The sequence below is a fragment of the Butyricicoccus sp. OF10-2 genome (assembly GCF_003481925.1).
GTDB classification, from domain to species: Bacteria; Bacillota; Clostridia; order Oscillospirales; family Butyricicoccaceae; genus Agathobaculum; species Agathobaculum butyriciproducens.
The window spans coordinates 1-14,908 of the sequence record NZ_QUMC01000034.1 but is presented as its reverse complement, the minus strand read 5'-3'; the positions used below and the strand labels follow the sequence as shown (position 1 = coordinate 14,908).

The 14,908-nt window shown below is 56.1% G+C and carries 13 protein-coding genes and 1 rRNA gene; 5 read left to right on the top strand and 9 right to left on the bottom strand.

The genetic code is table 11. The features are described 5' to 3' along the window. The first annotated feature begins 16 nt into the window (after window positions 1-16). Window positions 17-358: a DDE-type integrase/transposase/recombinase gene (locus DXB00_RS14300; protein ID WP_118728718.1), complete on the top strand. Its 342-nt coding sequence runs from the start codon at window positions 17-19 to the stop codon at window positions 356-358. Between the two features lie 18 nt (window positions 359-376). After that, the gene (locus tag DXB00_RS18315; protein ID WP_119215097.1) at window positions 377-601 is read left to right on the top strand and encodes an IS3 family transposase; all 225 of its coding nucleotides are present in this window, start codon (window positions 377-379) and stop codon (window positions 599-601) included. A gap of 892 nt (window positions 602-1,493) precedes the next feature. Here the strand turns inward: DXB00_RS18315 and recG are convergent. Together recG and lexA are read right to left on the bottom strand one after the other, a co-directional pair. Further along, window positions 1,494-3,545 carry an ATP-dependent DNA helicase RecG gene (gene recG, locus DXB00_RS14290; RefSeq protein WP_118728716.1) on the bottom strand — a complete coding sequence of 684 codons (2,052 nt, stop codon included), beginning with the start codon at window positions 3,543-3,545 and terminating at the stop codon, window positions 1,494-1,496. A gap of 725 nt (window positions 3,546-4,270) precedes the next feature. Continuing rightward, window positions 4,271-4,861 (bottom strand): transcriptional repressor LexA, encoded by a 591-nt coding sequence (gene lexA / locus DXB00_RS14280; RefSeq protein ID WP_119215096.1) that lies wholly within the window; start codon window positions 4,859-4,861, stop codon window positions 4,271-4,273. A gap of 294 nt (window positions 4,862-5,155) precedes the next feature. Here lexA and DXB00_RS14275 point away from each other — a divergent pair, with 294 nt between their 5' ends. Both DXB00_RS14275 and DXB00_RS14270 read left to right on the top strand, forming a co-directional pair. Further along, window positions 5,156-5,506: an Asp23/Gls24 family envelope stress response protein gene (locus DXB00_RS14275; protein WP_110435518.1), complete on the top strand. Its 351-nt coding sequence runs from the start codon at window positions 5,156-5,158 to the stop codon at window positions 5,504-5,506. A 303-nt stretch (window positions 5,507-5,809) separates the two neighbouring features. After that, the gene (locus tag DXB00_RS14270; protein WP_119215095.1) at window positions 5,810-7,459 is read left to right on the top strand and encodes a DAK2 domain-containing protein; all 1,650 of its coding nucleotides are present in this window, start codon (window positions 5,810-5,812) and stop codon (window positions 7,457-7,459) included. Between the two features lie 331 nt (window positions 7,460-7,790). Here DXB00_RS14270 and DXB00_RS14265 read toward each other — a convergent pair whose 3' ends face one another. Both DXB00_RS14265 and DXB00_RS14260 read right to left on the bottom strand, forming a co-directional pair. After that, window positions 7,791-8,303 carry a hypothetical protein gene (locus tag DXB00_RS14265; protein ID WP_119215094.1) on the bottom strand — a complete coding sequence of 171 codons (513 nt, stop codon included), beginning with the start codon at window positions 8,301-8,303 and terminating at the stop codon, window positions 7,791-7,793. Next, window positions 8,296-8,850 (bottom strand): RNA polymerase sigma factor, encoded by a 555-nt coding sequence (locus DXB00_RS14260; RefSeq protein ID WP_118728711.1) that lies wholly within the window; start codon window positions 8,848-8,850, stop codon window positions 8,296-8,298. The genes DXB00_RS14265 and DXB00_RS14260 overlap by 8 nt, the downstream gene beginning before the upstream one ends. Window positions 8,851-9,767: 917 nt before the next feature. On the opposite strand from DXB00_RS14260, the gene glgB reads away from it, so the two are divergent. Continuing rightward, window positions 9,768-11,522: a 1,4-alpha-glucan branching protein GlgB gene (gene glgB, locus DXB00_RS14255; protein WP_119215093.1), complete on the top strand. Its 1,755-nt coding sequence runs from the start codon at window positions 9,768-9,770 to the stop codon at window positions 11,520-11,522. Between the two features lie 114 nt (window positions 11,523-11,636). Here the strand turns inward: glgB and DXB00_RS14250 are convergent, their stop codons facing one another. The 5 genes from DXB00_RS14250 to rrf form a co-directional block, all read right to left on the bottom strand. Continuing rightward, on the bottom strand, window positions 11,637-11,960 hold the full coding sequence (locus tag DXB00_RS14250) for a GNAT family N-acetyltransferase (protein WP_158581330.1): 324 nt from the start codon (window positions 11,958-11,960) through the stop codon (window positions 11,637-11,639). Next, complete coding sequence (locus tag DXB00_RS14245; protein ID WP_119215091.1) at window positions 11,909-12,799, bottom strand: histidine phosphatase family protein; 891 nt, start codon at window positions 12,797-12,799, stop codon at window positions 11,909-11,911. The genes DXB00_RS14250 and DXB00_RS14245 overlap by 52 nt, the downstream gene beginning before the upstream one ends. Further along, window positions 12,799-13,710, bottom strand: coding sequence for a dihydroorotate dehydrogenase (locus DXB00_RS14240; RefSeq protein ID WP_116704764.1), 912 nt, complete (start codon window positions 13,708-13,710; stop codon window positions 12,799-12,801). The genes DXB00_RS14245 and DXB00_RS14240 overlap by 1 nt, the downstream gene beginning before the upstream one ends. Next, window positions 13,710-14,477 (bottom strand): dihydroorotate dehydrogenase electron transfer subunit, encoded by a 768-nt coding sequence (locus DXB00_RS14235; RefSeq protein ID WP_118728709.1) that lies wholly within the window; start codon window positions 14,475-14,477, stop codon window positions 13,710-13,712. The genes DXB00_RS14240 and DXB00_RS14235 overlap by 1 nt, the downstream gene beginning before the upstream one ends. 165 nt (window positions 14,478-14,642) lie before the next feature. Then, window positions 14,643-14,759, bottom strand: a 5S ribosomal RNA gene (rrf, locus tag DXB00_RS14230). Between the last annotated feature and the right edge of the window lie 149 nt (window positions 14,760-14,908).

The following is a 14,908-nucleotide window of genomic DNA, read 5'->3' as shown; positions in this document are numbered from 1 at the left end:
GGTAATTCGCCGTCTTATGAAGCAAGTAGGAGTGCAGGGAGCGAACAGAAAGAAGACACGCTACAGTTCCTATCGGGGAGAAATTACGCCAGCTGTCCCCAATCTTCTAAAGCGGGATTTTCACGTAAATCGTCCCAATGAAAAGTGGCTGACTACTATTACTGAATTTGCAATCCCTGCCGACAAGGTTTATCTTTCTCCAATCATCGATTGCCTTAATGGTATGTCTGTTTGCTGGCGCATTGGCACCAGTCCGAGCGCAGAGTTGACAAATGGAATGCTGGACAAAGCGATTTATCTTCTAAAGGTCGGAGAGCATCCGATTGTCCATACGGATCGTGGATGTCACTATCGCTGACCGGGCTGGAGCAGCCGTATGGATGCAGCGTATTTGCATCGATCCATGTTCAAGAAAGGGGGCTCGCCTGATAATTCAGCCTGTGAAGGTTTCTTTGGGCGAATGAAGAACGAGATGTTTTATGGGGTTTCATGGCTAAACGTTTCAATAGAGGAGTTTATTCATATAGTCGAAGAATATATGGTTTGGTATCAAAAAAACAAATCAAGATTTCTCCGGGCGGGCTTAGCCTCTGGAGTATAGACAAAAACTCGGTCTATCGGCATAGTCCAAGATTTTGTCCGCAGCCCTCAGAAAGATTACACCAGAAACCGAAAGCTATCACTCAAAAAGACCATTTCGGCTGTCTTGACATTTCGAAGCGGAACGCTGACACGCGATATTGAGGATTTTTCGAACTGAGTCCGTCTGTTCCAACGTCTCCTGCATCCATTCAGCAGCGAGCTAAAATTATCCCAGAAGCGTTCGAATATCTCTTTCACAGATTTACAGCAAGCACTGACAAACATACAACCTGTCGAGGACTTCGACCTCTGGCGGTCGATAGATCTGATTTGCGATGCGCAACGAATCCTGATGACCCAGATTCTTTCCCGGAGCAAGTGGGAAACTTCTTTCCGCAATTAAAGTACATGCTGTCCTTACTTTACTTACACGCCAAAAAAGATGGACTTCATCTTTCAATAAATCTTTGCAAAACTGATGATATACAATTTTTGTCAACCAATTACCCGTTCTACCGTCATTGAATCGGCAAAAAAGAAATACACCTATAAGGTCAATTTCTCTGATGCTGCACATATTTGTCTGCAATTTTCCCTCGGCAGAGTCCGTCCACCAGAGCTTGAATCCTTGCTTATGAGATTCACTTCGCCTATTCGCCCGGGTCGAAAAGATACTCGTAAGACACGACAGAAATCTGCTGTCAACCTCATCTACAGAGCAGCATAATTCTTTTCTTTTGAATAGTCTTTTAAGCGGATTTTTTATACACTTTATTCTCATACCTTCGTGCTCGTAAAGTAGCGCACAGTTCGCTTTCGCTTTGCCGTGCGCTGTTCTCGCTTATTCGATTGTTTACATCTTTAGGGCTTATCTAAGTGACATTGAACTGAGGTTCTCTCCTGTTTTTAATTTAGTTAAACGCTTCATCATTTTGTTCGGCGAACATACGCTGCACACGGTCGAGCAGGATGGGATAGCCGGCGAGTGTCGGATCGGCAGCCAGCAGCGCTTCCGCTTCCTCGCGGGCGTTTTGCATGAGCGCAAGGTCAGCCGCCAAATCCGCAACGTGCAGTGCGGGCAGGCCGTGCTGCCGCTGACCGAAAAAGTCACCCGGACCGCGCTGTGCGAGGTCTGCGCGTGCGACCTCGAAGCCGTCACCGGTCCTGCACAGGATGCGCAGGCGCTCCCGCGCGACCTGTCCCTTATCCGCACCGAAGAACACGCAGTACGACTGCCGTGTACCGCGGCCGACACGTCCGCGCAGCTGATGCAGCTGCGACAGACCGAACCGGTCTGCGTCCTCGACCACCATTAGATTGGCGTTCGGCACGTCCACACCGACCTCGATAACCGTCGTTGCAACCAGAATATCGTATTTCTGCGCTGCAAAATCGCGCATGATCTGATCTTTTTCCGCGTTTTTCATCCGTCCGTGCAGCACAGCCACACGTCGGTGCGGAAGCAGCTTCTGCAGGTCTTTTGCGTGCTGTTCCGCACTTTTCAGCTTGGTTTCTGCATTTTCGCTGTCCTCGATGAGCGGACACACGACGTAAGCCTGCCCACCGAGACCGACCTGCTTGTCGATGAAGGCAGTAATACGCTTGCGCATATTTTCGCCCACGGCGTAGGTCTCGACCGGACTTCTTCCGGGCGGGATCTCGTCCAGCACGGACACATCCAGATCGCCGTACATGATGAGTGCGAGCGTGCGCGGAATCGGCGTAGCCGACATGACGAGCACATGCGGCGAGCCGCCTTTCGCGGACAGCGCGGCACGCTGCGCCACACCGAACCGGTGCTGCTCATCCGCGATAACGGCACCCAGCCGGTGGAACTGCACACTCTGCTGAATGAGCGCGTGCGTGCCCACGACCACCTGCGCCGCACCGGTCTCGATGGCGGCCAGTGCCGCACGTTTCTGCGCGGCAGTCATCGAGCCGGTGAGCAGCGTGCACGAGATGCCCAGCTTGTGCAGCATAGGTGCAAGCGTCTCCGCGTGCTGCGCGGCGAGAATTTCGGTCGGCGCCATGAAAGCCGCCTGCCAGCCGTTCTGCGCGGCCAGCGCACACAATCCGGCCGCTACCACTGTCTTGCCCGAGCCGACATCACCCTGCACCAGCCGGTTCATCGGCCGTCCGGAGGCGCAGTCTGCCGCGATCTCCATAATCGCACGCCGCTGTGCGCCGGTCGGTGTAAACGGCAGGGCTTCAAAGAACGAATCCAATCCATTCGAGGTAAAAACAATGCCGGAATCCGCCTTTCGACGCTCCTTCAGCTGCTGCAGGCCGCAGCAGAGCAAAAACAGCTCCTCGAATACCATGCGTCGGCGCGCCTGCGCCACATCGTCCTTGGTTTTCGGTCGGTGAATGGCAGAAAGCGCATCTACTGCGTCCGGCAGGCGGTATTTCGCCCGCAAAAGTTCGGGCAGCGGATCGGGCCATTCACCAGTCAGCGTGTCGAGCGCGGCAGCGGTTACACGCTCAAGATCGCGCTGGGTCAGTCCCGCCGTCAGCGGATAGACCGGCACGATGCGTCCCGGGTGGTCAGCGTCCGGTGCGACCTTCTCCGACTGCGGGGAGACCATCGTGCGGCCGCGTCCATAGCCCTGCACCTTGCCGTAGAACACATACTCCTGTCCGACGCGCAGCTGCGCCGCAGCATACGGATTGTTGAAGTAGGTGACGTTCAGCGTGCCGGTTTCATCGTAAATCGTACACTTGACCAGCGTCAGGCCCTTGCGGATACGGTTGACCTTGGGTTCGGTGCCGACCACAGCGCGCACAGCATACTTGTCCTCCATGCCGATTTCCGCAATCGGCGTGATGTGAGTGCGATCCTCGTAGTCGCGCGGGTAGGTCTCGAGCGCGTCACGAAGCGTGCGGATATGCAGTTTTTCGAGCAGCTTCGCCTTTTTCGGGCCGATGCCCTTGACGAACTGGATGCTGTCATCAACCGATGGCATGAGGATTCTCCTTTGGGAATTTTGATTTGCAAGGCACCCGCTTTACGGGGCGCACGAACCGCGCAGGCGGTTCGCCCATTCTGGGCGGCGCCCTTTTTTCTGCACCAATTGACCGGGGCGCACGAACCGCGCAGACGGTTCGCCCTAACGGGCGGAGCGTTTTTCGCTGAAGTTCAGCGGGAGTTCGCCTACGCGGCGGGCGCATAAGAGGGATGGACACCAAAGGTTTCCACCCCTCTTATGAATCTCCCCGTTTCCTCTTAGCACAGCGAAATTTGCAGAACTGAGACTATAAAGGAACGGCAGAGGATTTTTTCTTCCGCAGGACGACTGATAGCCGTCCATGTATCCGCGTATTCGCAGGGTCAGATACCTTTCTGCTACACATACGGGCAACTCTACGCTGGGTGCGGCATAACAGTGCCGCACCCTGTGTAGCAGCAATCTATCTGTGAACTGCGAACAGGTTGCGAAAGATACGCTGTGGTAACCCGACTGCCGTTCCCCTTTTCGAAGCGGTCGCCGCTCTCTGGTCTGCGCCAGACTAACAAACAAAGGGAAACGGGAGTAAGAGGGTAGAAACCGTAGGTGTCTACCCTCTTGCCCTCGCTGCGGGCGCGGCAAATCCCCCGCTTGATTTCAAGCGAAAAACCTCCCGCCCGTTAGGGCGAACACGCCTGCGGCAGTTCGCGTCCCCCGCTCAGCCGGTACTGAAAAGGCTGCTCTTAATACTCGCGGTAAACCGCCTTCACCACGCCTAAAATCTGGCACCCGGTGCCGTTGATCGGCGGATACGCCGGATTCTCCGGCATGAGCCAGACACCGTCCGGCGTGATGTTGAGCGTCTTGCAGGTGGCCTCATCCTCGAGCAGCGCGATTACGATGTCGCCGTTGCGCGCCTGCACATCCTGCCGGATAATGACCAGATCATCATCCATAATGCCCACGCCGATCATCGAATCGCCGCGAATGCGCAGCGCGTAATACTCGCCGCCGCCCACTGCCGGTTCGAACGGCACATAGCCGATATGCTCCTCCACCGCGAGGATCGGCATACCGGCGGTGACGCGGCCCAGAATCGGCACGCGCGGCACCATGGAAGGGCCGCTGACCGGCGTCAGCGCACGCGATTTATGCTCATTCGGCTCCAGATAACCGGCCTCCTGCAGCTTTTTCAGGTGCGCATGCACGGTGGACGGCGACCGCAGTCCCATCTCTGCACCAATCTCACGCACCGAAGGCGGATAGCCGTGTTCGAGGGAATAACTGCTTATATAATCCAGTATCTGCTGTTGTTTGGCGGAAATCTTCTTCATTTTCGGCACTCCTCGCTGTTTCCGTCGGAACATACGTTCGTAATTTTATCCTTATTATACCGCAATCCGCTGCAATAAGCAAACATTTGTTTGCATTAACCTGCACGAATTTTCCGTGTTAATCGACACTATTCTTTAATTTATCCGGTTTTCTGCCGCCGTGTTGAAAAATAACGCAGTTTCGTCACCGCATTGCTTGTATTTTACATGATTTTGTTATATCATATAAACAGCAAAAGTATTGATTATTGCGGGGCAGACGCATTCTGCCTTAACTCGCAGGGAGGTTTTTATATGACCATCAAGACCGATCTCGGATATATCGACATTACCAACGAGGTGCTGGCCGGCATTGCGGGCTATGCGGCATCCTCCTGCTTCGGTGTCAAAGGCATGACCATCCGCTCCATGTCGGACGGACTGGCACACCTGCTCGGACTGGAAAACCAGTCGCGCGGCGTAAAGGTCACCGAGGCTGTGGACGGCGGTGTCAACATCGACCTGCACATTGCAGTCGAGCACGGCGTGAATATTGCCACCGTCTGCCGCTCTATCATCGGCGAGGTACGCTATCATGTTGAGCGCCTGACCGGTGTGGACGTAAAGAACGTCGATATCTATGTAGAGAGCATCAAGGCGGACTGACACCTATAGGGGACTTCGCAAGTCCCTATATACGGAAGTCAGTTCCGTAGAAACTGACTTCCGATACCCGAACGACGCGCCCCAAGGGCGCTGAGTCGGAGTAACAAAACCCACGCTCATGTCGCGGGTTTTGTTGCGGCATAACGCCGCTGTTTGAATACCGCGGTACAACCGCGGACGTCTGCGGACGGAACCAATGACTCGGATTGCCCTAAGGAAATCCTGTCATGCGGTTACGGTTTGCAAGCAAACCGAAATCTTATTACGCGCAACTGCGCGGTTACTTTTAGGAGAGTTAGATAAATGGCAGATCAGAAAATCAACGGTGCGCTGTACCGGTCCATGGTGATCGAGGGCGCACTCGCCATTGCAGAAAAGAAGGAACAGGCAAACGAACTGAACGTATTCCCGGTACCGGACGGCGATACCGGCACGAATATGTCCATGACGATGGGTTCCGCAATGGCTGAGATGGAAAAGCTCGCCGAGCCGAGCCTCGCCAAAGCAGCGGATGCGACCGCTTCTGCGCTGCTGCGCGGCGCACGCGGCAACTCGGGTGTTATCCTGTCGCTGCTGTTCCGCGGCATGGCGAAAAAGCTGCGCGAGACCGACGAGGCCGACGGCCGCACACTCGCGCTTGCGCTGCGCGAGGGCGTAGACACCGCCTACAAGGCGGTTATGAAGCCCGCTGAGGGCACCATCCTGACCGTATCGCGCGTTGCGGCACAGCACGCGGTCGAGCTGTGTCAGGCCGAGCCGACGCTCACCGCAGAGCAGGTTCTGGCAGCGATCATCGAGCAGGGCCACACCGCACTTGAGGAAACCGTTCATCAGAATCCAGTGCTCGAAAAGGCAGGCGTGGTTGACGCCGGCGGCTTCGGCTTTATCACCATCTTCGAGGGCATGCTGGACGCGCTGCGCGGCATCCACAAGGAACGTGCTGTTGCGGCAGAGCCGACCAAGTCCACCGCAGACTTCGCTGCGATCAACGATGAGGACATCACCTTCACCTACTGCACCGAGTTCATCGCATCCCGCAAGGACAAGGCGCGCAATGTCGCTCGTCTGCGCTCCATTCTGAACGAGATCGGCGACTCGCTGGTGGTTGTCGAGGATGATGATATCGTCAAGGTACACGTTCACACCGACCAGCCGAACAAGGCGCTTGAGGAGGGCCTGAAATTCGGTCCGCTGCTGACCGTTAAAATCGAGAACATGCGTGAGCAGCATACCGCCAAGGTAATTGAGGGCACGGCGGACGCGCCCAAGGAGCGCGTGATCGTTCCCGCAGAGAAGAAGTTTGGCTTTGTAGCCGTTGCTGCCGGTGGGGGTCTCAAAACCCTGTTTACCGACCTCGGCGCGGACGTTGTGGTACAGGGCGGTCAGACCATGAACCCGTCCACCGACGACATTCTGCACGCTGTCGATGCCGTTCCGGCGGAAATCGTTTTCGTGCTGCCGAACAACAAGAATATCATCATGGCTGCCGAGCAGGCGGTTCATCTCTCCGAGGAGAAAAAGGTGATCGTCGTGCCGACTAAGACCATCCCGCAGGGTATTTCGGCCATGCTGGCGGTCGATCCAGAAGCCGAACAGGACAGCGAGCTGGCGCTTGCTATGCTGGACGCGGCAAAGCACGTCCGCAGCGGTCAGGTGACTTACGCGGCCCGCGACAGCGAGTTTGACGGCAAGAAGATCAAGCAGGGTGAGTATCTGTCGCTGTGCGAGGGTAAGCTGTGCGCCAACGGCAAGGAAACCTCGGTCATCAAGAAGCTGGCGCGCGAGATGGTCTCCGACGACAGCGCATTTGCAACCGTTATCTTCGGCGAAGGCGTTACCGAGGAGCAGGCCGCTGAGGTTGAGAACCTGCTGCACAAGGAAAACAAGGAGATGGAGATCAACGTCATCAACGGCGGTCAGCCGGTTTACTACTACATCATTTCGGTGGAGTAAACCATCTCTCTAAGCATAAAAAAGCATCGGAAACTGCGTTTCCGATGCTTTTTTCGTGAAATTTCGTCTGCTGTGATTTACTTTACAAGCTCAGCTGCCATATCGAACATGGTCTGTGCATCCAGACCGGTATCATAGCCGCTGATGAGGTACGTTGCGCCGTCCTGCTCCCAGAGCACGGACTGGAACATCTTATCCTCCACCTCGTCCGAGCCATAATAGCTGATAACGAGTTCGCCGTTCTTCTCCTGCTGCTTTTCCTCGTCGGACTTCTCGTAGTCGTCCGGTACGAAGCGGTAGTGCGCATCGCGATAGGTCAGCGTTATGCCGTTTACCTCGCAGTCGTTGCCGGAACCGGATTCTCCATCTCGTCCTCGGTGAACACGGTGTAGCTCTTGTGCGCGGACAGATTCAGCTCCGCGCCATCCTTCGTGTAGGTCGCGTCCACCTCGGCGATTTTCTCCGTTTCACCCACGCCGTTCCGTGCGGTGGTAGCCACATCAGAGCCGTAGCTGAACGTATACTCGCCAATCTTGTCCGGCAGCGTGAGCACTACACCGGCATCAGCCAGATGCGCCTGCGTGCTCGACAGATCCAGCCGCTGGTCAGACCAGCCCTCACTGAAAATGCCGCCCATGCCGCCTGCCGCAAATGCGCCGGTCACCGCAATCGCAGCGACAGCGGCAACCGCGACAAAGCGTTTGCTCCACAGATGACGCTTGCGTGCCGGTGCATTGTTCAGTGCAAATTTGACGCGCGCCTGCATCGAATCCGGTGCATGCAGCTCATCTGCACACTGATGCAGCATTTCCTTGATTTCGCGTTCCATTTTGATTTCATCCATGATTTGCAGCCTCCTTCGGCTTCCGTTCTTCGGTCAGCGCCTGCCGCAGATGGCGGCGAGCGGAAAAAAGGCGGGATTTCACCGTTCCCTCGGTCACGCCGGTCGCCTGCGCGATCTCACGCACCGAGCGATCATCGAAGTAATACAGCACCACGGTCACGCGGCGTTTTTCGTCCAGTGTGTCGAGGGCGGCGTACAGACGGCGCTGCTCATCCGTCCGCAGCACGGCGGACAGTGCGCTTTCGCTCTCACCTGCATCGAAAAATTCGGATACCGGCGTTTCCCGTTTGGCTTTGCGGCAGTACTTCCATGCCGCGCGCGACAGCGTTCTGAGCAGCCACGGCCGGAATTTGCTGCCGTCCCGCAGGGATTTGATGGACTGTGCACAGGTGACAAAGGCCTCCTGCGCCAGATCCTCGCCGTCCGTCCTGCTGCCGGTGATCAGGCACGCAAGGCGATATGCATCGTCCTTGTAGCGCTCGTACAGCTCGTCGAACGCCTGCATATCGCCGTACTGCATGCGGCTGACAAGCTCTTTATCGTTCATAACTTTCTATCCTTTCCCTGGGTGCGTCTGTATATAAGAGCAGCCACTCCGGATTCGGTTCATTTTATTTTGGGTGAAATCCGCGTCCTTTGACGCACCCGAGTATAAGAGCCGCGAAGCGGCGGGCCGGTTCATTTTTATTTAACGGACACTTTGTACAGTTTTGACGGTTGCGTTTAACGTGTATGTATTCTATACTTAATTTATAAAATCTGGATTGTGCCGCTGTATCGTGTGGTCGCTTGCGAAGCGAACCTAACTCGCCTGCCCGGCGAGGGCACAAGAAGGAGACAACCTGCGGTTTTCTCCTTCTTGTGAATCTTCCTCTTTCCCTTAGAGGGCACGGCGAAAATCGGAGAGACGAGACCGCTCCGAAAAGGGGAACGGCAGAGGATTTTTTCTTCCGTTGGGGAGCACAGTGTGCTCCCATTCCCCTGCCTATACGCAGTGCCAGATACTCTGCTGCTACACATGCGGTTCCGTCTCCGCAGGCGCGACATACCCGTGTCGCGCAACCCTTTGGCACGTTGTAACGGAAGGCACCTGCGAATTTAGGTATTCGCTACAATTTATCTTCGTAGGCCCTGTCTATCATAACACGCTAACGAATTGTGCGGCACTGTCATGCCGCACTCTGCGTTGATTATACCACATGTGTAGCAGAACGGTATCTGACCCTGCGAATATACGGATACATGGACGCGCAAAGCACGTCCTGCGGTAGAGAAAATCCTCTGTCGCGTCCTTATAGTCTCAGTTCACTAATTTTCGCCGTGCTATCCCCAAGGGAAACGGGAGTCCCAAGAGGGTAGAAACCGTAGGTGTCTACCCTTTTGGTTTCCCCGGCGAAACCGCCGCAGTTCTTTCGCTTCACAAGCGACCATCCCCCGTTAGGGGAAAAGAAAGGAAGTGCTTCCATGAATCAGCACCAATTCTTCACAGGAGAAATTTTCGACGCCTACCGCTGGTTTGGCGCTCACATAGAGCAAAACGCTGTCGTTTTCCGTACCTTTGCGCCCAATGCCAGCCGCATTACGCTGACCGGCGCGTGCAACGGCTGGACCGAGACCGATCTGGTACAGGACGGCCGCAGCGGCTTCTGGTCGGTCTCTGTACCGGACGCCCGCGCAGGCCAGTTTTACAAATACCGCATCTACGGCCCGGACGGCTCTGTCACCGAGCACTGCGATCCCTACGGCTTTGCCATGGAGCTGCGGCCTGCCTGCTGCTCGATTATCACCGACCTTGACGAGTACCGCTTCACAGACGAAGCGTGGATGAACAGCCGCACGGCTTCGCCGGACGCACCGCTTAATATCTACGAGATGCACCTCGGCTCGTGGATGCGAAATCCGGACGACGCAAACGGCTGGTACACCTACGATGAAATCGCCCGCCGGTTGATTCCCTATCTGCAGGAAAACGGCTACACGCATGTGGAGTTTCTGCCACTGTCCGAGCACCCGTTTGACGGCTCCTGGGGCTACCAGAACACCGGATTTTTTGCTCCGACCTCGCGCTACGGCACGCCGGCACAGCTGAAACTGCTGATTGACAAGCTGCATCATGCCGGTATCGGTGCGATCATGGATTTTGTACCGGTACACTTTGCCGTAGACTCCTACGGTCTGGCGAAATACGACGGCACGCACCTGTACGAGTACCCGCACAGCGCGGTCGGTGAAAGTGAATGGGGCAGCTACAATTTCATTCATTCCAGACGGGAAGTGCGCTGTTTTCTGCAGTCTGCGGCCGATTACTGGCTCACTGAGTTTCATTTTGACGGTCTGCGCATGGATGCGGTCTCGCGCCTGATCTACTGGCAGGGCGATCCCGCGCGCGGCGTCAACGGCGACACGCTCGAATTCCTCAAAAATATGAACCGCGGTCTGAAAGCCCGCCATCCCTCTGCTCTGCTCATCGCTGAGGACTCGACTGCCTATCCCGGTGTCACCCGTCCGGTGGACGAGGGCGGCTTGGGCTTCGACTACAAGTGGGATCTCGGCTGGATGCACGATACACTCGAGTTCTGCCAAACCCAGCCGGATCTGCGTCCGCGCGACCATGGCAAGCTGCTCTGGTCGATGCACTATTTTTCCAACGAGCACTACCTGCTGCCGCTCTCGCACGACGAGGTTGTGCACGGCAAGGCGGCAATCGTGCAGAAAATGTGGGGTGCGGACGAATGCGACAAGTATGCGCAGGCGCGTGTGATGTATCTGTATATGTTCACGCATCCGGGTAAAAAGCTGAATTTCATGGGCAACGAGCTGGGTCAGCTGTACGAATGGAGCGAAGCCGGTACGCTGGACTGGGCACTGGCAGAACGTCCGTTCCACCGATTTTTCCACAGCCTGTGCAAAACTTATGTGGAGAATCCCGCGCTGCACGCAGATTATGCGCCGGATAATTTCCGGTGGGCGAAAAATCATGCGGATGCGCCCTGCGTATTCGGCATGGAGCGCCACGCAAACGGAAAAACGCTGCTCGCCCTGTGCAATTTTGCGGACAGCGAACAGAACTTCACCGCTTTCCTGCCGAAGTTTACGGTTCTGCTTGACAGCAATGCCGCGGAGTTCGGCGGCACCGGAGAGACGCTTGCCGTCTCCCGCAAGGATAGTCTGTGTACGGTTGCGCTGCCGCGATACAGTGCGGTTCTGCTCAAGCTGTAAAATCGAAAAGCAGCCGAAAAGGATTTCTTTTCCGCTGCCGCATACAATTACCAACTGCTGATTTCTCATTGCGAATCAAAAAGCGCTCTGCCAAAAACAGAGCGCTTTTCCTATTTATTCGACCGAAATCGGCTTTACCATCTGATAATGCAGTCCGTTCTCATCGCGGTACTCGCCGCGCTGCAGAAAACCGAATTTATGATAAAAACCCTGTGCACGCATGTTTTTCTCGGCAACACGAGCACACAGCTCGCGCTTGCCGAGCGCACGGTACACACTGATAGCCTGACCGAGAATCTGTCCGCTCAGACCGCAGCCGCGGTAGTCACCGGCAATGCAGAAGCCGCCGACCAGACCAATCTCCGGCTGCTCCTCCCACCAGGTTTTCAGGTAAACGAGCGCGACTTCCTCGCCGCTTTCCAAACAGCCGAGGTGCACGCCCGCGGCGAAACCTTCTGTGCCCGCTCTACATCGCGGATGAGCGCATCCGGATCGAGGTTTGCATCCGTGCCGTAGGCATTCTTGTGCAGCTCGCGCATGAATCCCACAATTTTATCCACATCCTGTGGATTCTTTGGGTCAGCGCGGCGGAACCAGATCTGCGGCGACGCCGGAATGCCCTTGGTATTCGTCCAGCCAATGGACGCAAACGTGGAGTATTCCTGCGGCAAATGTGAGGCATCATTCTCGTAAACCACGTCGATATTGCCGTTTTCGTCAAATTCCAGCTTGGCAACACAGGTGTTGTCACCCCAGCCGATTTCGCCCATCTGTTCGGGTGCAAAGCCGTGTGCAATCGTCAGCATGCCGCGAATCGCACTGCCGTGCGTCACTACTGCGACCTCTTTGCCCTCATTTTCACGCACAATTGCGCGCACGCCGTCCAGCATGCGCTGACCGGCCTGCATGACCGTCTCGCCGTGCGGCGGCGCTGCTTCCCACGGACGGGCACACCACAGCGCGTACTGCTCAGGCCATGTGTGCGGCAGCTCGGCCCACGGAATGTCCTCCCAGTCTCCCATATCAATCTCGCGCAGCACCGGTCGGGTCTCCACCGAGAGATGATGCGGCTCTGCCACAGCCTGTGCCGTTACGCGTGCGCGGAACAGGTCGGACGAGTAAACCGCCGCAAGCGGCACATTCTCAAACCGCTTTGCCAGATACGGCAGCTGCTTGTATGCCCGCGTGGTCAGCAGCGCGTTGTACTGACCATGACACCGGCGGTATACATTGCCCTCTGCCTCAGCGTGACGGATGATGTAGACCGTGGTTCTCATCAGCCTACCTCAACCGCGCCGGACAGCTCGGTGACAGACTTCACGCCGTGTGCATCCAGCCACTCGTTCAGCTCGGCAAGCGCCTTGACCGGAGCGGTCGGGTCGTTGAACATCACCGTACCCATGGCAACCGCGTCTGCGCCCGCAAGCATCATTTCGACAATATCACGTCCGGTTCGGATGCCGCCCATGCCGAGAATCGGCACGGAAACCGCCTTACGCACCTGATATACCATGCGAACCGCAACCGGGAACACCGCCGGACCGGACAGACCGCCCATTACGTTGGACAGGATCGGCTTGCGCTTTTCGATATCAATGCGCATACCGAGCAGTGTATTGATGAGCGAAAGCGCGTCCGCACCTGCGGACTCCGCCGCGCGTGCAATCTCCGCAATATCGGTGACATTCGGGGACAGCTTGACGATCAGCGGCTTCTTCGCCTTGGCCTTGGCTGCCGAAACAACCTCCTCGACCATCTTCGGCTGGGTGCCGAATGCCATGCCGCCGCATTTTACGTTCGGGCAGGAGATGTTCATCTCGATGAGGTCAACATCCGCGTCCGAAATCTTCTCGACCATGCCCTCGTACTCCTCGACCGTGTTGCCGGAGACGTTGGCGATAATTTTGGTGTCGTACTGGCGCAGGAACGGAATCTGCTCCTCGATGAAACGATCAATGCCCGGGTTCTGCAGACCGACACAGTTGAGAATACCCTGCGGGGTCTCCGCGATGCGCGGCGCCGGATTGCCGAGACGCTCGGTCGGTGTCAGACCCTTCACGCCGATGCCGCCAAGCTGGGACAGGTCAAAAAATTCGCCGTACTCATGGCCGAAACCAAAGGTGCCGGATGCGGTCGTGATCGGGTTTTTCAGCTCAACGCCGCAAAAGTTCACTCTTAAATCTGCCATTACCACTCGACCTCCTCAGCATTGAACACCGGACCGTCCTTGCAGACATGACCGTAACGGGTTTCGCCGTTTTCCGACTTGAGCGCGCAAGCGCATACCAGACAGGCACCGATGCCGCAGCCCATGCGCTCCTCCATCGAAACCTGACAGGGCACGCCGGCTTCCTTTGCAATCGCCGCAATCGCCTTCAGCATAGGCTTGGGACCGCAGGCAGCCACGCCGGTCGCACCTGCCGCCTGCTCCTTCAGCACATCGGTGACAAAGCCGTGACGCGCATAGGTGCCATCGTCGGTGGTGACAAAGGTCTCGCATTCATCACGGAAGTCGCCCTCAAGGATCACCGCACCCTTGTTGCGGAAACCGAGGATTGCGGCAGGCTGTGCACCCTTTTCTGCTGCCGTGCGAACACATCCAAGCATCGGCGGTACGCCAATGCCGCCGCCGATAAAAATCGGACGGTCGCCCAGTACCTGCACGTCAAAGCCGTGTCCGAGCGGTCCAAGCACGTCGAGCACATCGCCGACCTTGCGTTCGCTCAGCCACTTCGTGCCGTCACCCTTCACCTGAAAAACAATGCGCAGATGGCTGCCCTGCCAGGTGCAGATCGAAATCGGGCGGCGCAGCAGATGACCCTCACCGCATGCAATGTGGACGAACTGGCCGCACTGCGTCAGTTTAACGATTTCCGGCGCGTCCAGCACCATCAGATACAGACCCTCGCCCAGCCGTGTATTTTCTACAACACGGCAGTTTTCCTGAATCGACATAACACTTCTCCCTCCGTTGATCGGTCTGCCGACGAAACAGTAGATTTTTCGACAGCAGGCGAAAAATTTTTCGATAGTTCTATTGTACAGGAAAATCGGGAAAAAGAAAAGATTCTCCTGCATTTTATGCAAAAGAAAAAGCAGCAACTTTCGTTGCTGCTTAGATGTAGGCGTTGAGTTATCTTCCCGAGCCGTCGCCAGCCAAGTATTGTCACCGTAAACGAGCTTAACTACTGTGTTCGGAATGGGAACAGGTGTACCCTCGTCACCATTAACACCTACTTTTGAAGATTTACACCCTCAAAACTGAACAATCCTACTTGCAAGCTATCTTTCGAGGTTACCTAACATTTAAGGTCAAGCCCTCGGCCTATTAGTATCAGTCCGCTCCATACATTACTGCACTTCCACTCCTGACCTATCAACCTTGT